This is a genomic window from Polyangium sp. 6x1, assembly GCF_029946515.1.
GTDB lineage: Bacteria > Myxococcota_A > Polyangia > Polyangiales > Polyangiaceae > Polyangium.
On the sequence record NZ_JARZHH010000079.1, the window covers coordinates 17,922 to 40,259 of the forward strand.

The window sequence follows — 22,338 nt, forward strand, 5'->3', positions numbered from 1 at the left end:
GTTGGCGTCAAGTGGCCACGCCAGGAGCCACGAGAGTCAACAGTCGCTAGGGCTTGTTTGGTGCACTTGGCTACACATGTGCGGGCCGCCGACGGGTGCGGGAAATTTTTGAGTCACCTTTCCTGCCGTGCGGTCAATACGTCGTCATGGGGCACAAGCCAAAGGACAAGCCGGGGGCCCGCTCCGGGTTCCTCACCCTGCTGGTCGAACTGCGCGCCGACGTCCAGCGCTTCCTTGCGGGTGAGAGCCGTAAGCGCGCCAACGGCAACGACGGCATCGAGGACAGGTCGCAGGACGTTCTCGCCGCGGCCGTCGAGAGCCAGGAGAACTACGACCCAGAGGCCGGAGACGTCCGCGCCTGGACGCTCGGGATCGCCGCGAACGTCGTCCGCGAACGTGACCGCGCCAAGCGACGCTACGACGCGCGCTTCTCGCCGGAGGACGGCGAGACCGAGTGCACGCCCTCACCGCTCGCCTCCCCCGAGCGCATCGCGCACTGGCGTGACATGCAGCGGAAGATCGCGAAGGCCATGGAGCAGATGCCTCCCGAGTTCTTCGAGGTGCTCCTGCTCGTCGGCATCGAGGGACGGTCGCACCAGGAGGTCGCCGAGAAGCTCGGGATCTCCGAAGCCTTGGCCAAGAAGCGGCTCGAACGCGCCCGCACGTACCTCCTGAAGAAGAGCGGGCTTTCGCGCGACGATCTGCGCAGCTTCATGCCGTTCCTGTGGCTCGTCGGGGAGGGGCACGCCTCCCGCCTCGAACGGCTCCGCAAGCTCTTCGGCTTCGTCCACCCAACGGGGAACGCGCTGGGCGTGATCATCGGTCTGCTCCTGTTCGCGCCAGGGCCCGAGCGTCCCCTCGCGCGCGCCGGGCTCCGGTATCGCACGCCGATCGTCGCCACCGTGCAGGAGGCTCCCCAGGGGCCGAACGAGCCACGGGGGGCTCCCGTGGAACCTATGTCCGACTCCACGGTCAAGCCGGTGAAAGCGCCGACTCGTGCGCGTGCTCAAGGTCCACGGAGCGTCACGCGCCCCGCAGTCGTGGTAGATCTTTCGGGCCTCTCGTTCCTCCCGAAGGGCAACCGGTAGGTCATCTTCCTTCGCGGGGGTTTGTCTCGCCCATCTTGACCGGTTTGTCCCGGATCGGGTATCCTGACCGCATGCTGCGGTCTGGGCTCGTCATTGCCGCAATTCTTGTACTCGTGGCGCCTGCGCTCGCCGAGGAAGCGCCGCAGCCTTCGGTGGACGAAGCCGTCCAGGCCGCACGATTCACAGCCCTGGTTGCAAAGGCGGATCGCGAGCGGGCGGCAGGGAAGCTGCCCGAGGCCGCGATGGCGTACGCCGAAGCCTTCAAGATCAAGGAAGACCCCATCGTCGGCGGGCGGCTCGGGGCGCTGCTCGTCGAGCTGCGCAACCCGCTGCAGGCAGCGGATCTCCTGCTCGACGCGATCGAACGCGGACGCGGGCCGGAGGTCTCGCCCGAGGAACGGCATGCCTGGCTCACGGCGTACGACGTCGCGATCTCGCAGGTTTGCCGCGTCGAGGTGACCGTATCCGAGCCGCATTCGCATGTCACGCTGGACGGCGTGCCCAAGAATCGCGAAGGACACACGGGCTTCATTCTTTTCGTCCCACCCGGCGAGCACGAGCTGCGGGCGGCGCTCAAGGGATTCGAGGACGCGGTCATCGATTTCAAGGCGATCAAAGGCGGGACACTGCGTTACACGCTGGCTCTGCGTCCGCTTCCCTCGTTCGCGCCCATTGATCCACCGGAGCGGCTGCTCCGGCGGCGCCAGCTCGATCCAGCAACGAACGTCGAGGAGCCCCCCGACGACGAGCCGAAGCGGGAGCCCATCCGCGGTGGTGTTCTCGGCGACGAGAAGAAGAGCGGCGTCCGCGGCTCGATCAGCGCGGGGCCGGTCGTGGTGTTCGGCGTCGCGTCGTGGCAGCCAGCGGTGGGGGCGGTGCTCGGCGGCAGCATGCAGGTACATGAGCACGTGTCGCTTGGCTTGGAGGGGCGGGCGGCGTGGCTGACGTCGGGTGTCGGAGGCCAACCGATCGACGCGATGACGGCAGGAGGGGTGTTGAGCGCCTGCGGGCACTATCGATGGTTCTTCGGCTGCGTGCTCGGGCACCTCGGCGTGATCAGGGTAGAAACCTCGGGGGAGAGCTACAAGCCGGCAAGCGTCGTGGGGGTGAAGCCCGGTGCGGGTGGGCGCCTGGGCGCCAAGCTGCGGGTTACCGAGTCCCTCGCTATTCAGGCATCGGCCGATGTTCTTGGTCTCTCGAGCGGGGTCAAGATCGCGGCCGGTGAGACGATTTTGGCCTCTCAACCGCCTGTCATGGCGGGGGTACAGGTTGGGGCGGGATGGACTTTTTAATCATGCGAACGTCAATTGGTTTCGTAGCGACGAGCCTCCTCGTCACCGTGGTCGCATGCTCCGGCGCCGACACGGTCTTTGTCGCAGAATGCGACCCCGAGAACCTCTTTCCAAGTGAACTATGCAAAGCGATGCTCGCGGATGCGGGCGCCGACGCGAACGCGGGCGACGCGGACATGTTCAACCCCGGCCCCACACCGCAGGCCGGGAGCACCTGCACGCAGGCTTGCGTGCCCGTGCCGAGCGGCGGCGCTGGCTACTGGAGCGAGGTTCCGGTTTCGGTCCGGTTCGACAAAGCGGACGCTCTCCCGAAGTTCTGCCCTGAAGGCGTGCCGAACGAGAAGTTCCGCCTCTTCGACCAGCTCGTCGCGCCGCCGGCCGAGTGCGAGGCGTGCGCGTGCGAGCCCTCGGAAGGGACGTGCGAAGGTGGGCCGCCGCAGACGATCGAGATCCGTGCCGGGACGTGCGCAGAAAGCGCAGCCGTGACGCTGCCGTTCAGCGGGCCCGCGGGATGGAGCGGGGCGTGCACGAGCGCGGGCGCGCTCCCGGCCGGTGCGTCTTGCGGGGGCGAGCTCTGCGCGCAGTCCGTGCTGGTCTCGGCGCTTCCTGGTCCGACGAGCGAGTCCTGCGCGGCGACGAGCGCCGCGCCTGCGTTCACCACGAAGACGGAGTGGAAGCTCGGCGCGCTCGCGTGCATGGCGAACACGAACGACGACACGTGCGGCCAGAGCGCGATCAAGGAGTACTGCGTGGCCGATCCCGGCCCCGAGTTTCTCTACTGCGTGCACGGCAAGGGCGTGATGGAGCCGTGCCCGGACAACTACAACTTCGAGCGGCACGAGATGTACCCCGAGGAGCCGATCGATGATCGCGGTTGCGAGGCGTGCGAATGCGGGGCGCCGGCGGGGAGCGCGTGCGCGGGGTCGCTTCGTCTCTACGATGATGCCGCGTGCGCGTCTCAGTTCGAGCAGGCGAGCCTCGGGTCTACCGACGACAAGTGCATCGACGTCTTCCCCGTTGGGCGCGCCATCGGAGCCAAGGCGGTCACGGGCGTGACGTATGTCCCCGGCACGTGCTCGAGTTCTGGCGGCGCGCCGAAGGGCTTGGCGTCGCCGAACAAGATCAGCGCGATCACCTTCTGTTGCCGCAGATCGCACTGGATCGTCGAGTAGGTCCTTCCCCGGACAAACTCGCCGCGCTACCATCAGGGCGTGGAACCTCGCCTCGCTGACCACCGCTTCGTGTGGACCGTGTTCCCGGGCGTTGACCTCGTGGCGCTCCAGGCCCCTGGCATGGTCGCGATCTTCTACATGCTCCGTCCGTGCGACCTCCCGGTCCCGACTTGGCGTCTCGCCGGCCTCGCCCTCACCGTCGGGGAGGCGTAGGGCGTCGGAGCCCGGCACGAAAATTTGGGGCTTCGCTGTCACCGCGATCAGCGTGCGGCCAATATCCATCTGAGGGGCGGTACACCTCGACGCTCGCAGCGAGCCCGCATGCGCCCTTGTGTGCATGCGTGTTCGCTGGGGGCGTCTGGGCATAACGACCCCCAGCCTCACCCTTCCCGGGCCGGTTTCTCGACGCTGCACTGCTCGCGCGCCAGGTCAGAAAAGGGCACGGTGATCGGCCGGCCCGGGAGGGGGAGGTTTTTTCTTTGCTCGTCGCTCGGGGACGAGGCGCCGCCGCGCGCCTGACTGCGTCATGGCAATGGCCAGGTCCGTGTGAAAGCGGAATGGTGCGCGCACGCCTCGTCCTCGGGCGATGAGCCTTCATCTGGAAGGAGATCGCGTCATGCTCGCCCAGCAAGACCGACCGACGCCCGTTCCAGCGAGGGATGACGAGGACGAGGCAACACTCGTGTGGCAGGGATCGCCGCCTACTGGCGCCGTCGTCCAGGATCGGACGACGCTCACCGAGCTCCCCGCTCGCGACACGATTGTCGGACCTCCGGCGCTGCCGCTCTGGTTGCGGTTGAAGGCCGCGTGGACGTCTTTCTGGGATGCAGTGGCGGATGCCTTCTTCGGCGCGCCGCCGCGTGTGTCCGAACGGCTCCCACCCGTTCCTCCGCCGCGTTCGCGGGAGGTGACGGGCGTCTCCTTCGGGAACATCGCCGACCACGACCACGGCGAGTTTCTGCTCCTCGAAGTGGTGCTGGCATCCCCGCTGTATCAGAGAGCGGCGATCGAGGTGGCTCGCGAAGCGTTGGCCGCCCGGCGTGAGGGGGAAGCCGCCTACGCGAACTTCGTCACCCATCTGGCGCTCTCACGGCTGCGTCCGGATAAGGACGGCCGGGTTTCTGTCGCGCGACTGCGCGAGAAGCTCCCGCATCTTCCGTACGAGCGCACGATCCTCCCGGCGCTCGTCCGTCTCGAAGAACAGGGCGTCGTGACGCTGGTGCAGACCAGGACGGCGGACCCGATGGCGGAGATCCTCCGCGAGGGCGTTACCCACGTCGAGCTGCGGGTTCCCGTGTGATGACCGAGGTTTGGCCTAAGAGGCCCGCCTTGCGTCGTATCGCGGCTCGGGGTAGCCAAGCGCCGTATTGGCCGTGATGGGGTACGCCCTCTTCCAAGCCCCCCTCCTTGCACCCGGCGCTGTACGTAAAAAGATGCGGTCGCCGGCAAAGGACCTACTTGGTCGGGGCACTCACAGTTCATCGCGTTCGCTGAGGATGCTCAAGCACTGGGTATCATTATAGACAGTCCGCGCGAAGTCGGCTAGCACCGGCTCCCAGTACTGGTAGTAGTACTGCTCCGCCTTGCTGCTATCGGCGACCACGTAGGCGAACTCGCTCAGCTGTGCCGGGTCCTGCTCGTACAGGTTGTGCGAACCGACCATGAACACCTGCTTATCAATCAGAATGGCCTTTGAGTGATTGGCAAACGACTGAGTACCTCCAGGGTAGGTGTCATAGCAACCAACCCGCAGGTTGCCAATATAGAAATTGTGACAGAACTTCGTCCGGTTATCGCGGGTATTACCAACGCCATGAAGCACGGCGGTGCGCCAAATGAGTTTTAGAATATCCCGGGTAGGCATGTTAGCTTTGGTGTTGTGTGGCGCATTCTCGTTGGAGAGCACGAGCTTGACATCTACCCCAGCAATCGCCTTCTGCACCAATCCGGTCACCAGGGGCGCATCAATGGTCTGGTACCATAAGCGGAGCAGCGGGTTACTAACGAAGGGGTGTACAATCGATTGCTGGGAGATGTAAATGTTCTTCTCCGCCACATCGATCATCCTTATCACCGCCTTCTTTACCTGGCTAGGGTACTCACTTTTGCCAAGCTGACCCACACTCAAGATTTGGATATTACCCATCGTGCCGCCACCCTGGCGCAGGATTTCGGTCGAGGTCGGAATACCAGTCACGTTTTCAGTGACGATGTTGCCCTCCCACCGCAGAATATGGGTTCCGTTGGAGCCAGATGGGAAGTCGCGCTGATGGATGCGCCACAGTTGGTCAGCAAAGCGGTGTGCGGCTTTGCTCGAATTACCCACGACGCTGAGGGAGGTATCGAACACCGGCTGCGTGCCGAAGTACTCACTCCACAGGTTGTGGCCTCCGACGATGGCTCGGGTGCCATCGACCGCAACAATTTTGGAGTGGTTCCAATTGGTGTCTTTCTGGCTGCGCCCACCGCCGATATAAATCTGCATTTGGCTATTGCCGACGAGCTGTACGGTCAGCTTGCTTAGCACTCCTCTGAGGTGGCTGTTCCAGTTAAACTCGGCGATGCCAAAGTCCGGCAAGAGGCCAGACCAGCGACTTGCGGTATCGAGCCACCGGTCGTAGGTGCCACTGAAGTAGCCACTCAGGCCGATGTAGATTCGAACCACGGGCGCGGTGTTGTTGGCGGCAGCTCTGGCCTCAACGGCCTTGAGCGTGGTAGCCAGCACATTGGGCCAATCGCCCGTAATATCGGCCAGCGTGCTAATATCAATGAGCTTGTCCCCTCCCTCCAGGTCCAGCTTGACGGCACTGACCATCTCCTGCGCGGGGGCAGATATACTTGCGTCCTTCTCGGGTCCTGCTAGAATTTGGACGGAATCATTAGCATCCAGGCTCCAGATCCTGCCCCGAGCGTCCTCATCAAGGTCTTGTATTATCTTGGTGAGCTTGCAACTGGCATCGCACAAGGTGTTTCGAATTATCCAAACGGCGCTGTCGGTGCCGACGCCATAGATATCGCCATTGGGCACGACTGAGATCGCGGTTACGCTGCCGTCGGTGATGCGTTGCCAGGTCCCATAAGAACGCGTGCGCCACACGGCTTTGTCCAGGCCGACGCCGAGAATCGCGTCATCGGACAGGACTAAAATGCTGCTTACGCTGCCGTCGGTGATGCGTTGCCAGGTCCCATTTGGACACGTACGCCACACGGCTTTGTCCAGGCCAACGCCATAGATTTTGCCGTTCGGCAAGACCGAAATACTGGTTACGCTGCCATCGGTAATGCGTTGCCAGGTCTCGTTGGGACGCGTGCGCCACACGGCTTTGTCCAGGCCGACGCCGTAGATAAAGCCGTCCGGCGTGACCGAAATACTGGTTACGCTGCCATCGGTAATGCGTTGCCAGGTCTCGTTGGGACGCGTGCGCCACACGGCTTTGTCCAGGCCGACGCCGTAGATAAAGCCGTCCGGCGTGACCGAAATGCTGGTTACGCTGCCACCGGTGATGCGGTCCCAGGCCATGGCGGTCCGCACTGAAAAGCAAGCGCTGATAGCAGCCATTGCAAGCGCGACCAGAGATTTCATTCGGTCCCCCTTTCATTTACATGCTCTACGTGTTTTCTCAATCATGCACCGGCGTGTCCGTGTGGCTCCGTCGCCGTGGCACCTCACCACAATGCAAAGCAAACATTGATCCTCGCTCACGCCGCGTTCAGACTCGCACAAAGCGTAAGCTGCTTGCACACTTCCCTCGGGTCTTCCGTGCTTGTGTTGAATAACTTGAAGGAGCAGAGCAGGAGATGGTGGACCGACTCGGCAAGCGCCGTCGACAGTTCGCCTTCTTGCGCCTTCACCGCGCGGAGCTGCACGAGCGCTTCGGGACCACCCGGCTGCGGTTGCATGGTATGCGAATAAGGGTGGAGCCCGACCCCAGCAGATCCCCCCATCCGGGAGGTCCTTTGAGGCGCCTCCCCGATAACGCGCATCCGCCGCTCGTTGAGTTCCCGCACGCGCTCGGCGATCCATTCGTTGAGCGCGGCCAGCGAGAAAACCGTCTGGGCGCTGGGCGCCGGAAGGGATCGGCGTCGCCGAACAAGAGCAGCGCGATCACCTTCTGTTGCCGCAGATCGCACTGGATCATCGAGTAAGTCCTTCCCTGGACAAACTCGCCGCGCTAGCATCACGGGCGTGTTGTCTCGCCTCGCTGACGACCGGCGCTTCGTGTGGACCGTGTTCCCGGGGGTTGACCTCGTGGCGTACCAGGCCCCTGGCATGGTCGCGATCTTCTACATGCTCCGCCCGTGCGACCTCCCAATCCGGACGTGGCACGCCACCGAGCTCGCCGCCAAACGCGGCGCCACGGGCCTCGCTCTCACCGTCGAGCAGGCGTAGGGCGGCATCGAGCCGCGCGGGAAAATCTCGGGCTTCGCTGTCACCGTGATCGACGTGCGGCCAATATCCATCTGACGGGCGGTACAACCCGACGCTCGCAGCGAGCCCGCCTGCGCTCCCGTGCAGGCGGGCTCGCTGGGGGCGTCTGGGCATAAACGACCCCCGGCCTCACCCTTCCCGGGTCGATTGCGACCTGCTGACTGCTCGCGCGCCAAGGCCAGAAAAGGCACCGTGATCGGCCCGGGAGGGGGAGGTTTTCCTTGGCTTGTCGCTCGAGGACGAGGCGCCGTCGCGCGCCTGACTGCGTCATGGCAATGGCCAGGTCCTGTGAAAGCGGAATGGTGCGCGCACGCCTCGTCCTCGGGCGATGAGCCTTCATCCGGAAGGAGATCGTGTCATGCTCGCCCAGCAAGACCGACCGACGCCCGTTCCAATGGGGGATGACGAGGACGAGGCAACGCACCTGTGGCAGGGATCGCCGCTCGTGGACGGCGGCGCCGGGATGGCAGCAGTGGCGAGCACGCCCACTGGCGCCGTCGTCCAGGATCGGACGACGCTCACCGAGCTCCCCGTTCGCGACACGATTGTAGGGCCGCCGGCGCTGCCGGTCTGGTTGCGGTTGAAGGCGGCGTGGACGTCTTTCTGGGATGCAGTGGCGGATGCCTTCTTCGGCGCGCCGCGTGTGTCCGAACGGCTCCCACCCGTTCCTCCGCCGCGTTCGCGGGAGGTGACGGGCGTCTCGTTCGGGAACATTGCCGATCATGACCACGGGGAGTTTGTGCTCCTCGAAGTGGTGCTGGCGTCCCCGGTGTATCAGCGAGCGGCGATCGAGGTGGCTCGCGAAGCGTTGGCCGCCCGTCGTGAGGGGGAAGCCGCCTACGCGAACTTCGTTACCCATCTGGCGCTGTCACAGCTGCGTTCTGACAAGGACGGCCGTGTTTCTGTCGCGCGGCTGCGCGAGAAGCTCCCGCACCTTCCGTACGAGCGCACGATCCTGCCGGCGCTCATCCGCCTCGAAGAACAGGGCGTCGTGACGCTGGTGCAGACCAGGACGGCGGACCCGATGGCGGAGATCCTCCGTGAGGGCGTTACCCACGTTGAGGTGCAGGTTCCGGTGTGAGTCGCCTCGTGAGGTTCTCGGGGACCCGCCCCATGCTCGACTCTTGGCATCGGGCGGAGCTGCCTCATGCTTCCCCGACTGCCGTGATCTTGAGCTGAACGCTCCTCTCCTCGCCATGCTGGCGCGGCCAGCGCGTCCACCTCACTGCCCCCGCCTCGGCCCGCCTCCCCTCAGCCCCCTGGCGACCCTCACGGATGCGTCTTGCCACACACTCCCTGTTTGGGTAGCTTCGGATCCCGAACAGATTCGGAGACGGCGAAAGATGAGCGGTGATACCTCCAGCGGCAAGTGTGAGCCGGCGGCACTCGACTACTTTTGCGGCGGTGTTCCAACCGGTATGTATTTTCGCATGACGCTCGACGATATCCGTGCAATTTCGGCAGAGCGCGCTCGACCCGGCAGGGGCATTGATCGACTGCAGGAGATTTGTTTTGTCGGCGCGCTCTCTTATTTTGAATCGTTCTGCAAGGACCACTTCGCGTCTCTGATTAACATCGAGCCCCGGCTCATTGAACACCTGAAGAACTCCGGACATGATGTAACAGTCGACGCGAGCTTCATTGCTAGCTGCGGACCGTCGATAGCCCACAGGATCGGCTTCCTTCTGGCGGAGAAATACGACTTTGGCACCGCGCATAGCATCAATGCCGTGTATGCCGCTATTCTGAACATCGCTCCATTCTCTAAAGACGAGACCCAAAGGTTCTCGACCTTCCTTCGTGATCGTAACTTGTTAGTACGCCATGGCGGAATGTACACGATGAACTATTTGGCAGCAAACCCCAGATTGGCCGAAACGGGGACCAAGTACCAAGCATTCTGGGAGTCAAGGGTGATTGACCGCGATGATGTTCTTGCAGCTATCGAATTCTTGGAAGCGATCGCAAAAAGGATGGTTCGAGACGCTCATGACACTCTGTCCACATACGTTGAAAGCAAAGGAATCGTCTATGATGACGAACGAAGGGAAGCCCTCAGCTATGTTCTCTGGTGGGGAGATGAGCACGCGCCTTAGCTAGTGTATTGCTGGCCAATGGCGGCGTAGCGGGACTCATAAACCATGTTTTAGTCGAGTAAAAGCTTATGGCTCGCCACCCAGTTCTCGGCCCCCTTCCTACCTCGGACGCAAATTCGGCACTTCAACGCGAAAGCCTCGCGGCTCTGGCTGCGATTTTGCCACACGATCGTATCATCTTACGCGACGAGCGCGTCGACGATCTAGGCGTCGATGCCAGCTTAGAGCTTGTTGATTCCGAGAAAGGCACCAATTGCCGCGCCCAGCTCCAGTTGAAGGGGCGCCGCGGACTAATTCCTGGCAAGAATGGCGCCTTGTCGTTGTCCGTCTCAACAGACAACATCAACTACCTTCTCAACGGCAATTGCCCGGTCTATGTCCTATATCGTCCGGAGGTGCGCGAACTCCGCTACGCCTTCGCCCGCGACGAAGTTGAGCGAATCGAGCGCGACACGCCCGGCTGGCGCGACCAGGACTCTATTACGATTCATTTTCTACATGTGCTCGACGCTTCGTCTCTGCAATCAATCGGCGATCGGCTCATGAGCGAAGCACGACTCCATAGGTTGATTCACGATAAACTGGCGCCGCTTCATGACCTCGTTTGGGGCGTAGAGAAGATCCGCGATTGGCTCAACGCAGCACTGTCAGAAAGGTTAGCCGGCTCCAGACCCGAAGACGTCCAAGCTCCTCCAGCTCACATCGCGGGCCCCGTTCTTTTGCAATTGTCTTTCTGTGCCACCCAGGAGCAACTGCGCGAGATGTACGCCAATCTTCTGGCATCGGCAATGAGAAGGCACTCCGCGGACGAGGTTCATCCAGCGTTTACTCAAATCGTTCAACAACTAAGCCCTGACGAAGCCGTCATCCTGAACAAGATCGCAGCCCTACCTCACCAGTTCAGGCTTTCTGAGCGGGTTGACGATTGTGGGGCACACGTGGATGGCCCCGATGGCGAGCACATATCCGCGCAGTATGAGCGTTTTTGTGTTGATGCTAGAGTTGGACATCCAAAGCTAAGCGACTCATACCTTGACAACCTTCTTCGCTTGAAGCTCCTAAGCGAAGAAACGTGGGCCGAAGGACTATATCAGCCTAAGCGTTGGACCGATCACGGCGCAGTCCAAGCGAGCGTAAGGAACATAACCGGCCGAGCGATTCGGCTGAGCGCGTTCGGTGAGCAGTTCTTACGTGTCTGTGCTCGAAGCAAGTGAGGTGACGCATGGTGCGATTCACTCGGGACGTCGGGGCGCGTTCGCGATCTCGGGGTGGAGCTCACGCCGCGCGTCGGGGGTCACGGGCCGTTCGGCGGAGGGCGCGTCGGCGCGGGAGGCGGTGGGGATGCCGTGGCGGGCCGCATGACGGCAGGAAAGCGGCGGGCTGGGGGGCGTCGTCGAAGGGCGGGCGCGCCGGCGCTGGCCCATGTTTGGTCCGCGCGACCTTCCCATCCGCACGTGTGGAACCTCTCTGAGCTGGATGCCGAGCGTAAAGCATTCCACCTCACGTCGACACGGACTCCGCCGCGCCGCCGGTTAGCTTTCGTGGCTGGCGCCAACGCAAATCCTCCCGCCAGGGCTAGCGCACCGCGCGCCTGATGCGCATGCTGACGGCCCCGCCGCGCCCGCGTGTCCGGGTCGCATGGGGAAGGATGCGCGCGCTTGATCGACTTCAAGAAACTCACGAAGAAACGCGTCGAAGAGCAGGTCACGGATCCGATCAAGCTCTACTACGAGAAGCTCGAACCCGCATCGAACACCGGTCCGCTCCGCCCTGCTCAGGAGGGCGTCCTCGTGGAGTGGCGCGACAATCGGCGCAATGCCCGCGACCTGGTGCTAAAGCTCCACACGGGCGACGGAAAGACGCTCGTCGGATTGCTGATCGGGCAGTCGCAGCTCAACGCCGGTAAGGGACCTGCGCTCTATCTTTGCCCGAACAAGTATCTCGTTGCTCAGACGTGTGATGAGGCGAGCCGCTTCGGCATCAGCATCGTGACCGCCGAGCCTGACCTTCCTCCGGAATTCCTCGAAGGTCAGAAGATCCTCGTCACGACGGTGCAGAAGCTCTTCAACGGCCTTACCAAGTTCGGACGCGGGACGCAGTCGATCAAGGTCGGGACGCTCCTGATGGATGATGCGCACGCGTGCGTCGACGCCATCCGCGACGCGTTCACGATCAACCTCGACAACGACGCCGCCGCGTATCGATCGATTCGCGACCTTTTCGCGGACGAGCTCCGCAAGCAAGGAGCCGGAACGTTCGCCGACATCGAGGCGGGCGACTCAAACGGGGTCCTCATGGTCCCCTACTGGGCCTGGCAGGAGAAGCACGACGAGGTGGTCAGGGTCCTCGCGTCTGCGAAAGGGTCGGAAGCGGTCAAGTACGTCTGGCCGCTTCTGAAGGATCGTCTCCGCGACTGCGTCTGCCTCGTCTCGGGCAAGAAGCTCCAGATCACGCCGTACCTGCCACCGCTCGAAGAATTCGGCACGTACACGAAGGCGTCACGCATCTTCATGTCGGCCACGACAGCGAACGACGCATTCCTCGTTCGCGGCCTTGGCCTAGCTCCGGACGTCGTGCAGAAGCCGCTCGTTTACGAGAAGCAAAAGTGGCTCGGCGAGAAGATGATCCTAATCCCGTCGCTGATTGACGACTCGCTCGACCGGTCCGAGATCGTCAACCGGTTCGGCAAGCCGCGGCCCGATCGAAAGTACGGTGTCGTGGCACTCGTCCCCGGGTTCGCGCGGACGAAGGACTGGGGGGCGGTCGGCGCCCACGTCGTTGAGACAAGCGACATTGAGGAGGTCGTTGCGCGCCTCAGGAAGGGCGAAGCCGAGAAGACGGTCGTTCTGGTGAATCGCTACGACGGCGTCGATCTCCCCGACAAGGCGTGTCGCATTCTAATCGTCGACTCCAAGCCCGTCGCCGAGACGCTGCTCGATCGCTACATGGCCGACTGCGTGGCGGGCAGCGAGATGATCACCGCAGCGATCATGCGGAAGATCGAGCAAGGTCTTGGGCGCAGCGTCCGTGGCGAGAAGGACAGCTCGGTCATCCTCCTCATCGGTCCCGACCTGGTAGCGCTAGTCCGCACCGCCGAGGGGCGACGCTTCCTGTCCGTGCAGACGCAACGGCAAATCGAGATCGGCCTGGAGGTAGCTCGTCTCGCGAAGACAACAGAGGTTCAAGACGGCAAGGCGACGACGGCGCTGGTGAACGTCATAAATCAGTCGCTCAGACGCGACGATGGATGGCGCGAATACTACAAGGAGGAGATGAACGCGATGGCGACACCGACTCCAAACCTCGTCGCGCTATCGACGTTCGAGCTCGAACGTGCCGCAGAGCTGAAGTTCCAGGACGGTAACATCGACGGGGCGATCGCGATTGTCGATAAGCTCGGGAACCAGGCCGCTGACCCCTCCGAGCAAGGCTGGTACTTGCAGGAGAAGGCCCGCTACGAATACGCGCGTTCGCAGACGGAGGCCGACAAGCTGCAAGCCGCTGCGCATAAGAGGAATCGGCGCCTGCTGAAGCCGCGCACGGGGATGGACTTCAAGCGCATCACCATCGTGAATCAGAAGAGGCCCGAGTTGATAAAGGCGTGGGTCGTCAAGCAGGGCGACGGTGAGCAGCTCCAGGTTCGTGTCGCCGAGCTTCTCGATCGCCTTCAATTCGGAGTGAGCGCCGATCGCTTCGAGGCCGCGTGGGACGAGCTGGGACGCGCGCTCGGCTTCGTCGCGGAGCGGCCCGACAAGGACTGGGGCGAGGGGCCGGATAATCTCTGGGCGCTCCGCGAGAAACAATACCTACTCGCGGAAGCGAAAAGCGAGATCGATGTGACGCGTGCGGAGATCCACAAGGACGAGTCCCAGCAGATGAACAACTCGTCCGCGTGGTTCGCCAAGAACTACGGCGACGTTCCGGTCAAACGGCTCATCATCCACCCCGCGCAGAAGCTCGCGAAGAGCGCCGCATTCCACGACGATGTCGAGATCCTGTCGCAGACCCAACTCAACGCGCTGCGGAAGGCCGTCCGTTCCTTCTACCGCGAGTTCGCCAACGTCGACTTCGCAGCCATCTCGGAAAAGAAGATTGAGGAGGCGCTCGTCGCCCACAAGCTGACGATCGACAATATCCTCACCCTCTATTCGAAGAAGCCGGTCTCGTTCGGCAAGCCGCGGATCTAGAGCGCGCCACCTGCCGCCCCGGGCGGCGGTCCCAACCATCATCGGGGGCCAAGCGGCGAGATCCCCGCCCAGCCAGGGGTCCTTGCGGAGGCGGCCACCCCAGCCGGTCGGAGGGGTCAGGCCAGCACCTGACAAACCCTCGCCCATGTGCCATCCCGATTCCATGTGGCAAGGCGCACCTGGCACGTCGACCCTAGCGGATACCGATCTGGCATCGCTTTCCACGAGGCACCCGTTCGCTGGATCCATCGGATGGCATTGACCATGGCCCTGTCTGCTCGAACCCGCCCCGATCTCTGCTTGGGCGGAGGCGACACGATGGGCGCCACCTTCGCCCATTGCGCATCAGTAAGGTCGTGTCGCGGATGGGCTCTTCTCGCGAGCTCCGCACGGAGCTTGGCGACCTGCTTGGGCGTGAAGACGCGAATCTGGCGGGAGCCTACGCGCGGCGTGTGGCCGATGATCTCATCCGCAAAGGGATGAACGGCCTTCCGTTGTAGACACAACTCCCTCGCCAGATCGGTCGCCGTCATGAGGCCCTGAGCGTGCAGCGCTTGGATCTCTGCGCCGAAACGGCTCGGGCAGTGCTCCGGAACGTACTTGGGAATCGCGTTTTTGCGGTGCATCGGCAGGACACGAACCCGCTGGCCGCAGCCGCACGCGCAGAAGTGTCCCTTCGCGTTCTCCTCTTCCGCCCATGCTTGAATGGTGAAGCGCGGAGCAAGCTGCAAGCGCCCCTCAACCCGCAGAACATCACGAGGCGCCGCGGGGTCAGTGTTCCCCGGTTGCCCTCGTCCGGAGACCGAGACCGGTCCGGACCCTCGCCGTTTCGACATCATCCAGGTCACCCGCTGGTACGACGGGATCAAGGAGTGCTGCCCCAAGGCATTTCGAGGATCCGACCTGCGGAGCTGGGAGCAGGTCGTCGACATGTTCGGCGGTGAGTGCACCTATCAGCTCACCGCGTTCTGTGGGAAGACGCATCGGTTCCAGGCGTACTCCGAAAAGATGTACTTCGCGGGACCGGCGCGGAAGCCGTTCCACCACGAGGAGCGCAAGCGACCCGCCACGGAATCGGCGCAGCAAGCGGGGCATGGCCCCATTCCGGGTGTTCCACCGGGACACCCTCCCCCTTATTACTACGCGCCGCCGCCTCCGCCACCTCCGCCGCCGCCTCCTCCTCCGCCGCAACCGGCGCAGTCGCCTGAGTTTCTGATCCTGATGAAAAGCATGATCGAAAGCCAAGCGCAGGCGCAGGCGGCGAGTGCTGCGGCGGCGGCGAGCTTTCAGTCCTCGCTCCTCCAGCTCGCGGTCGATCGGCCGAAAAACGACTTCAGCATGGATCTGTTTCGCGAGGTGCTCAACGCGAAGAATAAGGGACCCGAGTATGATCGCGGTCTCGAGCGTGGACTCGAGATCGCCAAGGAGATCCGCGTTGCGGGTGGGCCAGCGCCGGAGCGCGGGGATGCAGGCGATGACGGCTTTGACATCATGGGGCTCATCCAGAGCTTTCTGATGGCGAAAATGGCTTCACCGCCCGCGGCAGCAGCCCCTGCGCCGCAGCCGCAGCCCGCTCCCCAGGCGCCGCCGCCTGAACCCCAGCTAGAGCCGGCCCCAGCGTCCCCGCATTTCGTCCCCCCGATGCCCTATCCCTATCCGTATCCGATTCCCCCGGGCTGGGAGGCGTGGGCGTATGCGCAGGCGATGGCAATGCAGCCCCCAATGCCGGGATGGCCACCGCCCCCGGTAGCCTCGCCGCAGGTTCCACCGGTAGGCAATGGTTTCCCCCCGCAGGCGTCGCCTCCGATGCCTCCTGGATACCCGTATCCGTACCCGTTCCCCCATCCGCCCCCGGCTCCGGCATCGCAGCAGCCGGCGCCTACGCCCGTCGCGCAGCCCATGAGCCCGCAGCCCGTGCCCACTCCGGCGCCGGTGGCGCAGCCAGTGCCGCAGCATGTGCCGCCGCTCTACGGACGCCCGAACGCGCAGCCCTCGCCCGCGGCGACTTCCCCGGTCCCGTCGCCGCAGCAGGGCGGTGTCTCGAATCCCTCGCCGGAGGGTGCCGGGGTCTCTGTCATGTCGCCTGCCGAATTCATGCGCCTCGTTGGCGAGGCGACCGAAAGCTCGTCCTCCACCGATGAGTTCATCGACAAGCTAAGGAAGTTCGTTCCGCACTGAATGAGAGACCAACCCCCAAACGGGAGGTATGACGATGATGAATGGACCTGCTGGAGTTCCCCATCCCATGGTCATCCTGCTCTATGGGCGACTTTACCTCCAACCTGACCCTGTGGCTGCGTACTTCACGTGCATCAAGGATCTCGTTTGCACGCCTGAGGCGATAGGCAAGCCCTATTTGGTACCGATGGCCATGGCCTATGCCAGCTCGGAGCTCCGCCAAATCCGCCACCCTGACGCCGAGCTTCTGTTTGTGCTAGCGATGGGAATTGCCGTCACGACGGGGTTGTGGGACGGACAGCCCACGCAGGAGTCGCAGTCTGCTCCGGCCATGCCCCCCGACGGATTTGTTCGGACCCCGCTGCCGAACGATCCCGCCGTGTGCGATCCGAAAACCCCATCGAAAGCACGAGGGGCGTGGGTGGACTTGTCGAACGGCGAGATGGTTCGCGTGCCGCCGGCGGAGGGCACGGAGCCGTTCCCGATGTACTTCTACGATCGATCACGCAAGAACTGAGGAAACGCTAACCATGGCCGCGAACGCGACGAACGACGCAGATCCCACCGGACACCCGCTCTTCCCTCGAGCGGCAACCGAGACCGGACCGGATTGCCGACGCTTCGATTTCGTCCTCATCCAACGCTGGCTGCCCGATGGCACGTTCGAGTGCTGTCCGCGCCCGTGGCTCGGCGCCGAGCTGCGGAGCTGGGAGCAGATCCTCGCGATTTACGGAGGAGAGTGCATGTACCAGCTCGTCGCGATGTGCACGCAGACGGGTTCGGTACAGGCGTATTCGGAGCGGGTCGTGTTCGCAGCGCCTGCGAGGAAGTCGTTTCATGCGAGCCCGACGAACGGCGCGGACACGGCAAGCCTCGTCCGCATGATCCTCGACCACGACCTCGCCATGCACGAGAGGCAGAAGGAGCTGCTCGTGCTCGCGTTCGAGCTCAATGAACGCAGGGCGGAGAATGCGGCGAAGAGGGCTCGGCGGGGGGTGCGGGATGGGATGAAGCTCGGTCGGGGGATTTGGGGTGGCGAGGAGCAGCCCCGACCTGCAACGGCTCGACCTGCAGCGGAAGTCCAGCCCCCTGCCACGCAGCCCGCGTCGGAGGAGTCTGCTGCCCCCGTTACGCGGACGGGCGAACCTCCCGCCATCGAGCCAGTGGCGACGCCGGCCCCCGCGACCGTGGAGCCGCCGTCGCCCGAGCTCCGTCCCTACCATCGCCCGAGCATGCCCTGGCGCAGTGCACCGAGGCGCGCCCGTACGGTGCGTTCACGCGTTCGGGCCTCGGCCTTCGAGACGCTCGGCCGCGCGTCGCACGGCCTCGGCACGCGCCTCCATGCGCGGGGCGAGCGCGGCCCGCAGCTCGGCCGTGAGGGCGGGCTCGGCGACGCGCGGGGAGCCGGCGTTGAAGGGGGGATCGGGGTCGTACTCGATCATGAGCTGGATTCGCTCGGCGACGCGGGGCCCGGCGAGCTCCGCGACGATGCGCAGAGCCATGTCGATCCCGGCCGTCACGCCTGCACCGGTGATGACCGCGCCGTCCACGACCACCCGGTCGGCGACGGGCTCCGCGCCGAATGCGCGCAAGAACTCGAGCGACGCCCAGTGCGTGGTCGCCCGCTTGCCGCGCAAGAGCCCCGCAGCACCGAGCACCAGCGCGCCCGTGCAGACCGAGGTCACGTACCGGGCACGCGCTGCGATCCTCCGCAAGAACACAAGCGTCTCTTCGTGGTCCAGCAATGCATTCACACCGAACCCACCCGGCACGCAAACGAGATCGAGCGGCGGCGCGTCCGCGAATGTGGTGGAGGGAAGCATCGTCAAGCCGTGCTCGGTCTTCACCGGAGCCGCGCTCCCTGCGATGAGATGGACCTCGGCGTCCGGTAGGCGTGCGAGCACCTCGTAAGGGCCCGTGAGGTCGAGCTGCGTGAGGTCGGGGAAGAGGAGCAGACCGGCGCGGAAGGAGGATTGCCTCGTCATCTCGGCACCCATGCCAGGACCTGGTATTTGGCGTGGATCCCGAGCTGTTCGATGGTGAACATGGGAGAGCTCCGGTAGGGCTGGCCGAGTTTCTCGACGGCATGTGCAACTGTGGTCGGCAGGGACTCCTTGGTTACCCGAGCGTGGCAATAAGCCGGCGCCTCATGAACCGCATACGCGAACACGACAACAGCGCTTCGCTGCCGCCCCTGCAGTTTCACCAGATCACGCTGGATGCCGGCCACGCATTCGCGAGGTCCGAGTTGCCAGAGCAGCTTCCACTCGAACGCCCAGCGACTGTCGCTGCCAGCGGGGCAAACGACCATGTCGACGCGCGTTAGGCCGTCGCCAGTGGGCGCCTCGAGCCGGAGCTCGAGAGATTCCTCGGGGGCCGCGCGCTGGAGCCCCAACGCTGCGGCGGCAACCACGGAGACCTCCGGCGCGACACGTGGCAGAAGCATGGCGAGCAGGGCTTCCTCCCCCCGCAGCCCGGTTGTGAAGGCCTCGAACCATGCTTCCGGGCATGCCTCGCCTGGGGCGGGGCGCGAGAATTGCCCCGCATCGCGTGTGGTTGTCATGAGGAGGATGCTTGCGCGTCTCGCGCCGGGCCACAAGAGCCTTAGCTGGGCGCCGATCCGCCGCGAGCTTCAGCGCGAGGCGCCCGCCCTCCTGCAGCAGATCCGGCGAAGCCGTGGGCGTTTACTCATCGTCCAGAAAGATGCGGCGAAGTCGCTCCCGGCCGGCGTACAGGCGCCCGTAGCCCCGTCGCGTCGTCAGCCCGAGCTCGCCGCTGATCTCGACCACCGTCTCCCCGTGGAGGTCGTGCCGGATCACGAGCTGCCGCTCCGCGTCGCCGAGCTCCTCGAGCCCGCGACGCACGAGCTCGCGGAGCTCCACGTCCTCCGCGAGGGCAGGCGCACCCATGCCTGCCTCCGCGTCGAGCACCTCGGATATGTTTCGGCGGCGCCGTCGATGATTCGTGATGACCCATCGCGCGACTTGCACGAGCCATGCACTCGCGTCCTCCGGGATATCCTCTACCCGACGGAGCACGATGACGAACACCTCCTGGTGCAAATCCTCCAGCGTCGCTCCACTGAGACCGAACCACCTTAGCCTCGCGCGAATGGCAGCGGAATGCGCCCGGTACAATGCCTCGACGCGCTCTTGGCGCGCGCGCGTCATCCGAGCCGGATGGGCCGCACGTGGATCGGCGCGTCCGCGTCCCCGCGCCAGTACGGCTCGATGTAGATGAGCCTCCGCAGCGACAGCGCGGGCCCATGAGCCTGCATCCTCCAGTGCCCTGCGACCAACGTCTGGACGCTCAGGTTGCGCTTCCGCCCTGCGATGTAATCCCGCACTGCCGGACGGAAATCCTTCTCGAGCGGCTTGCCGACGCGAAAAACCATCGTCCTCGGCAAGTCGGCTCCGCGTCGGGCCCCCGCGCCCTTCCTCTTGCCCAGCGGGGCCGAAGGGGCGCGGACGCGCGCGGGATCGGTCATCGCGAGACACGTGTTCACGATGAGCCGCCCGATCAGCGCGGCGACACGCTCGTCGTGTTCCGTCACGGTCATCGGGAAGAGCGAGCTCTCCGTCAGGTCGAAGTCGGGCAGCGACGGCGGTAGGAGGTCCGCCGTCGTCACACCAAACCTCCACATGCACGCGGTCGATGCGGTCCAGGCAGCGTATGCCCACTTCTCGCGCTTCGGGTCGTGATGTACGAGAATCACGCGAACGGGAGACTGTCCCTGCTGGGTGTCGAGCGAGAGTAGCGCATTGGGCACCTCCAGCACGAATGTACGGAACGGCGGGCGGACCCACGCGAGGACATCCTCGGTGACTGTCGTCGCCAAGAGCGCTGCCGCGTAGGTTTCGGGAAGCTGAATCTCAGGGTATCCACACTGCGCCCACCGCGGCAGGCACATGAGAGCGATCTGTCCGTCGAAGCAGGCGGACATCGCTTCGATCGTGAGGGCGAGATCGATCTCGCGCTCTTGCGCGGTGCCAGGCTGCGGTGGCAGCCGCACCTCCCAAAGCGCGTCCATGAGCGCTTCTTCGTCCTCCATGAGCACCCCGGCCGGGATACGTTCCACTGCGCGCCGCCACAACAAATCAGCCATTTCGAGGAGATACTTCTTCGTCGGTAACTGCGGATTCACCGCTCACCTGTCGAGTAGGCCGGGGCGGTTGCCCGCCCCGGCCCCTCTCAGATCCGGACGTGCGCAATTCACGCATCCGGCTCCTCGATCACGGCTTCGCTACAGGTGATTGGTCTGTCCGCCGCCCGGCCGTGGCTTGTCCATGGGCAAGAAGCGGCTGCGGTAACGGATACCGATTCATCTTCTCGACCAGGGAGTCCCACGTCCCTCGACGCTGAGAGCGGCGTCGAAGCCATTTGCCCCAGATCCGAAAGACGATCTGGTAGAAGCGTCCGATCGCCTCCGAGTTGCCGGCGATGCCGAAATACCCGTAGTGACCGCGTAGCTTCAACGAAAGGCTCCGTTGCTGTTCGCGCATCGATTTGTGGCGGTATCGCTTGCACCAGTCCTTGACGTGCCTCACGGACCTGCGAAAGCGATCCCTGGCGGTTCGCCGTCGCACGACCCACTTCCCGCTGTGCGCGCGTCCCCAATGATGGGTGAAGCCGAGGAGATCGAAGGTGCCAGGACCTTGCCCCGGTTTACCTCGCCACGCGCGGTGGTCGGGGCGCCGGAACGGGATCAACCTCGTTTTCTCCGGATGCAGCGTCAGCCCGTACTTCGCAAATCGCTTCGCGAGCACGTCGTGCACCCGGCGCGCGTCTTCCTCCCGCCCGAAGACGAGCACTGCGTCGTCCGCATAACGAACGAGCACTGCCCAATCCCGCAGCCTCGGCTTGACTACATGCTCAAACCAGGCGTCGAGGACCTCGTGCAGGAAGATGTTCGCCAGAAGCGGCGAGATCACGCCGCCTTGTGGCGTGCCCGCGTCCGGGTACGCAATGCACCCGTCTTCGAGCACGCCCGCGTGGAGCCACTTTTGAATGACTCTCAGAAGCACGCCATCCTGTACCCTGCGGCGCAGGAAGGCCCGAAGGTGCCCATGATCCACATTGTCGAAAAACTTGCGAATGTCGACTTCGAGGATCCACCCGCCCGCGCTCGTGATCAACCGGTCGCGCAGCGCTTCCAGCGCTTGGTGCGCCGAGCGCTTGGGCCTGAAGCCGTACGAGCAGTCCAGGAAATCCTGCTCGTAGACGGCCCCCAGCGCCATCGCAACGGCGCGCTGGAGCACCTTATCCTCGAAGGTCGGAATACCGAGCGGCCTCGTTTCCGGACCGCTACCCTTCGGGATATGGACTCTCCGCACAGGCGGCGCGCGGTACGTGCCGGATTTCGCGCGATCGAGCAGCGAGCGGAGGTTTTCCTCCAAGTGGCTCGCGTACTCCTTCGCGGTCTGCCCGTCCACGCCCGTCGCCCCGCTCTTGCGTGTGCGCCGATATGCTTCGCGTAACCAGTCGACATCGATGTGATGGGCGAGGGTTTGGAACGCCATGTTGGGCGCTTCCCTTGCCTGCTGCGCTATCCGCTCGAGTTTCGTGGAGATGCTGGTGGAGCTCGGTGTCTCCGTCATCTTTCCCTCCAGCGGTTCCGTAAACCGGCGCCGCCCTTTGCTCTGCGGGGTCCCTCGGGACGGTTCCCCCACTTCATTGCTCTTACTGCGGCGCTCCGACTCCCCGCCGCCCCTGGCGCCTCGCTCCTGTGCCGTCGCTTGGCGCTACCGCGCTCTCCTGCCGCGCGGAGGTGGCGGGGCCTCCCAGGTTCCTGGGCAACCCATGCGTACGTGCCCTGCTCTCAGACCCCGGTGGAGCCTCCGCGCCAGGCCTTTGGGCAGTGCCCTTCTTTCGGCGCGTCGGTGTTGCCTTCCGCTTG

General features: G+C 64.3%; 19 protein-coding genes. 12 read left to right on the forward strand and 7 right to left on the reverse strand.

Annotated elements, in window-relative coordinates; all coding sequences use genetic code 11:
* Window positions 1-146: 146 nt before the first annotated feature.
* The 5 genes from QHF85_RS42475 (at window position 147) to QHF85_RS42495 (ending at window position 4,852) form a co-directional block, all read left to right on the forward strand.
* Entirely contained in the window at window positions 147-1,088 is a 942-nt protein-coding gene (locus QHF85_RS42475) for an RNA polymerase sigma factor (protein WP_281333180.1), read from the forward strand.
* Window positions 1,089-1,159: 71 nt separating this feature from the next.
* Window positions 1,160-2,380 carry a hypothetical protein gene (locus QHF85_RS42480; RefSeq protein ID WP_281333181.1) on the forward strand — a complete coding sequence of 407 codons (1,221 nt, stop codon included), beginning with the start codon at window positions 1,160-1,162 and terminating at the stop codon, window positions 2,378-2,380.
* Window positions 2,381-2,382: 2 nt separating this feature from the next.
* Window positions 2,383-3,552 (forward strand): hypothetical protein, encoded by a 1,170-nt coding sequence (locus QHF85_RS42485; protein ID WP_281333182.1) that lies wholly within the window; start codon window positions 2,383-2,385, stop codon window positions 3,550-3,552.
* A gap of 39 nt (window positions 3,553-3,591) precedes the next feature.
* Window positions 3,592-3,765 carry a hypothetical protein gene (locus QHF85_RS42490; protein WP_281333183.1) on the forward strand — a complete coding sequence of 58 codons (174 nt, stop codon included), beginning with the start codon at window positions 3,592-3,594 and terminating at the stop codon, window positions 3,763-3,765.
* 403 nt (window positions 3,766-4,168) lie between these two features.
* The gene (locus tag QHF85_RS42495) at window positions 4,169-4,852 is read left to right on the forward strand and encodes a hypothetical protein (protein WP_281333184.1); all 684 of its coding nucleotides are present in this window, start codon (window positions 4,169-4,171) and stop codon (window positions 4,850-4,852) included.
* Between the two features lie 171 nt (window positions 4,853-5,023).
* Here the strand turns inward: QHF85_RS42495 and QHF85_RS42500 are convergent, their stop codons facing one another.
* The gene (locus tag QHF85_RS42500; protein ID WP_281333185.1) at window positions 5,024-7,135 is read right to left on the reverse strand and encodes a phospholipase D-like domain-containing protein; all 2,112 of its coding nucleotides are present in this window, start codon (window positions 7,133-7,135) and stop codon (window positions 5,024-5,026) included.
* 603 nt (window positions 7,136-7,738) lie between these two features.
* Between QHF85_RS42500 and QHF85_RS42505 the strand changes: the two genes are divergently transcribed.
* The 5 genes from QHF85_RS42505 to QHF85_RS42525 all read left to right on the forward strand — a co-directional run bounded on the left by QHF85_RS42505 (window position 7,739) and on the right by QHF85_RS42525 (window position 14,264).
* Window positions 7,739-7,942, forward strand: coding sequence for a hypothetical protein (locus tag QHF85_RS42505; protein ID WP_281333186.1), 204 nt, complete (start codon window positions 7,739-7,741; stop codon window positions 7,940-7,942).
* 397 nt (window positions 7,943-8,339) lie between these two features.
* Window positions 8,340-9,062, forward strand: a complete 723-nt coding sequence (locus QHF85_RS42510; protein WP_281333187.1) for a hypothetical protein — start codon at window positions 8,340-8,342, stop codon at window positions 9,060-9,062.
* Window positions 9,063-9,324: 262 nt separating this feature from the next.
* Window positions 9,325-10,077: a hypothetical protein gene (locus tag QHF85_RS42515; RefSeq protein ID WP_281333188.1), complete on the forward strand. Its 753-nt coding sequence runs from the start codon at window positions 9,325-9,327 to the stop codon at window positions 10,075-10,077.
* 68 nt (window positions 10,078-10,145) lie between these two features.
* Window positions 10,146-11,291 carry an Abi-alpha family protein gene (locus QHF85_RS42520; protein ID WP_281333189.1) on the forward strand — a complete coding sequence of 382 codons (1,146 nt, stop codon included), beginning with the start codon at window positions 10,146-10,148 and terminating at the stop codon, window positions 11,289-11,291.
* 444 nt (window positions 11,292-11,735) lie between these two features.
* Window positions 11,736-14,264: a DEAD/DEAH box helicase family protein gene (locus QHF85_RS42525; RefSeq protein WP_281333190.1), complete on the forward strand. Its 2,529-nt coding sequence runs from the start codon at window positions 11,736-11,738 to the stop codon at window positions 14,262-14,264.
* Between the two features lie 116 nt (window positions 14,265-14,380).
* On the opposite strand, the gene QHF85_RS42530 is transcribed toward QHF85_RS42525, so the two are convergent.
* Complete coding sequence (locus QHF85_RS42530) at window positions 14,381-14,995, reverse strand: transposase (RefSeq protein WP_281333191.1); 615 nt, start codon at window positions 14,993-14,995, stop codon at window positions 14,381-14,383.
* 490 nt (window positions 14,996-15,485) lie between these two features.
* Between QHF85_RS42530 and QHF85_RS42535 the strand changes: the two genes are divergently transcribed.
* Together QHF85_RS42535 and QHF85_RS42540 are read left to right on the forward strand one after the other, a co-directional pair.
* On the forward strand, window positions 15,486-16,442 hold the full coding sequence (locus tag QHF85_RS42535) for a hypothetical protein (RefSeq protein WP_281333192.1): 957 nt from the start codon (window positions 15,486-15,488) through the stop codon (window positions 16,440-16,442).
* Window positions 16,443-16,509: 67 nt separating this feature from the next.
* Window positions 16,510-16,959, forward strand: coding sequence for a hypothetical protein (locus QHF85_RS42540; RefSeq protein ID WP_281333193.1), 450 nt, complete (start codon window positions 16,510-16,512; stop codon window positions 16,957-16,959).
* Between the two features lie 757 nt (window positions 16,960-17,716).
* On the opposite strand, the gene QHF85_RS42545 is transcribed toward QHF85_RS42540, so the two are convergent.
* From QHF85_RS42545 to ltrA, 5 genes are all read right to left on the reverse strand, one after another.
* The gene (locus QHF85_RS42545) at window positions 17,717-18,427 is read right to left on the reverse strand and encodes a DJ-1/PfpI family protein (protein WP_281333194.1); all 711 of its coding nucleotides are present in this window, start codon (window positions 18,425-18,427) and stop codon (window positions 17,717-17,719) included.
* Window positions 18,424-19,005: a hypothetical protein gene (locus tag QHF85_RS42550; RefSeq protein WP_281333195.1), complete on the reverse strand. Its 582-nt coding sequence runs from the start codon at window positions 19,003-19,005 to the stop codon at window positions 18,424-18,426. The genes QHF85_RS42545 and QHF85_RS42550 overlap by 4 nt, the downstream gene beginning before the upstream one ends.
* Before the next feature lie 121 nt (window positions 19,006-19,126).
* Complete coding sequence (locus QHF85_RS42555; RefSeq protein ID WP_281333196.1) at window positions 19,127-19,612, reverse strand: sigma-70 family RNA polymerase sigma factor; 486 nt, start codon at window positions 19,610-19,612, stop codon at window positions 19,127-19,129.
* On the reverse strand, window positions 19,609-20,547 hold the full coding sequence (locus tag QHF85_RS42560) for a hypothetical protein (protein WP_281333197.1): 939 nt from the start codon (window positions 20,545-20,547) through the stop codon (window positions 19,609-19,611). The genes QHF85_RS42555 and QHF85_RS42560 overlap by 4 nt, the downstream gene beginning before the upstream one ends.
* A 127-nt stretch (window positions 20,548-20,674) precedes the next feature.
* Window positions 20,675-22,039: a group II intron reverse transcriptase/maturase gene (gene ltrA, locus QHF85_RS42565; RefSeq protein ID WP_281333198.1), complete on the reverse strand. Its 1,365-nt coding sequence runs from the start codon at window positions 22,037-22,039 to the stop codon at window positions 20,675-20,677.
* Between the last annotated feature and the right edge of the window lie 299 nt (window positions 22,040-22,338).

Excerpts from the sequence above, each read along its gene's own strand:
- QHF85_RS42475 (WP_281333180.1), top strand. The coding sequence starts at position 147 with ATGGGGCACAAGCCAAAGGACAAGCCGGGGGCCCGCTCCGGGTTCCTC.
- QHF85_RS42480 (WP_281333181.1), top strand. The coding sequence starts at position 1,160 with ATGCTGCGGTCTGGGCTCGTCATTGCCGCAATTCTTGTACTCGTGGCG.
- QHF85_RS42485 (WP_281333182.1), top strand. The coding sequence starts at position 2,383 with ATGCGAACGTCAATTGGTTTCGTAGCGACGAGCCTCCTCGTCACCGTG.
- QHF85_RS42495 (WP_281333184.1), top strand. The coding sequence starts at position 4,169 with ATGCTCGCCCAGCAAGACCGACCGACGCCCGTTCCAGCGAGGGATGAC.
- QHF85_RS42500 (WP_281333185.1), bottom strand. The coding sequence starts at position 7,135 with ATGAAATCTCTGGTCGCGCTTGCAATGGCTGCTATCAGCGCTTGCTTT.
- QHF85_RS42510 (WP_281333187.1), top strand. The coding sequence starts at position 8,340 with ATGCTCGCCCAGCAAGACCGACCGACGCCCGTTCCAATGGGGGATGAC.
- QHF85_RS42515 (WP_281333188.1), top strand. The coding sequence starts at position 9,325 with ATGAGCGGTGATACCTCCAGCGGCAAGTGTGAGCCGGCGGCACTCGAC.
- QHF85_RS42520 (WP_281333189.1), top strand. The coding sequence starts at position 10,146 with ATGGCTCGCCACCCAGTTCTCGGCCCCCTTCCTACCTCGGACGCAAAT.
- QHF85_RS42535 (WP_281333192.1), top strand. The coding sequence starts at position 15,486 with ATGAAAAGCATGATCGAAAGCCAAGCGCAGGCGCAGGCGGCGAGTGCT.
- QHF85_RS42540 (WP_281333193.1), top strand. The coding sequence starts at position 16,510 with ATGGTCATCCTGCTCTATGGGCGACTTTACCTCCAACCTGACCCTGTG.
- QHF85_RS42545 (WP_281333194.1), bottom strand. The coding sequence starts at position 18,427 with ATGACGAGGCAATCCTCCTTCCGCGCCGGTCTGCTCCTCTTCCCCGAC.
- QHF85_RS42550 (WP_281333195.1), bottom strand. The coding sequence starts at position 19,005 with ATGACAACCACACGCGATGCGGGGCAATTCTCGCGCCCCGCCCCAGGC.
- QHF85_RS42555 (WP_281333196.1), bottom strand. The coding sequence starts at position 19,612 with ATGACGCGCGCGCGCCAAGAGCGCGTCGAGGCATTGTACCGGGCGCAT.
- QHF85_RS42560 (WP_281333197.1), bottom strand. The coding sequence starts at position 20,547 with ATGGCTGATTTGTTGTGGCGGCGCGCAGTGGAACGTATCCCGGCCGGG.
- ltrA (WP_281333198.1), bottom strand. The coding sequence starts at position 22,039 with ATGACGGAGACACCGAGCTCCACCAGCATCTCCACGAAACTCGAGCGG.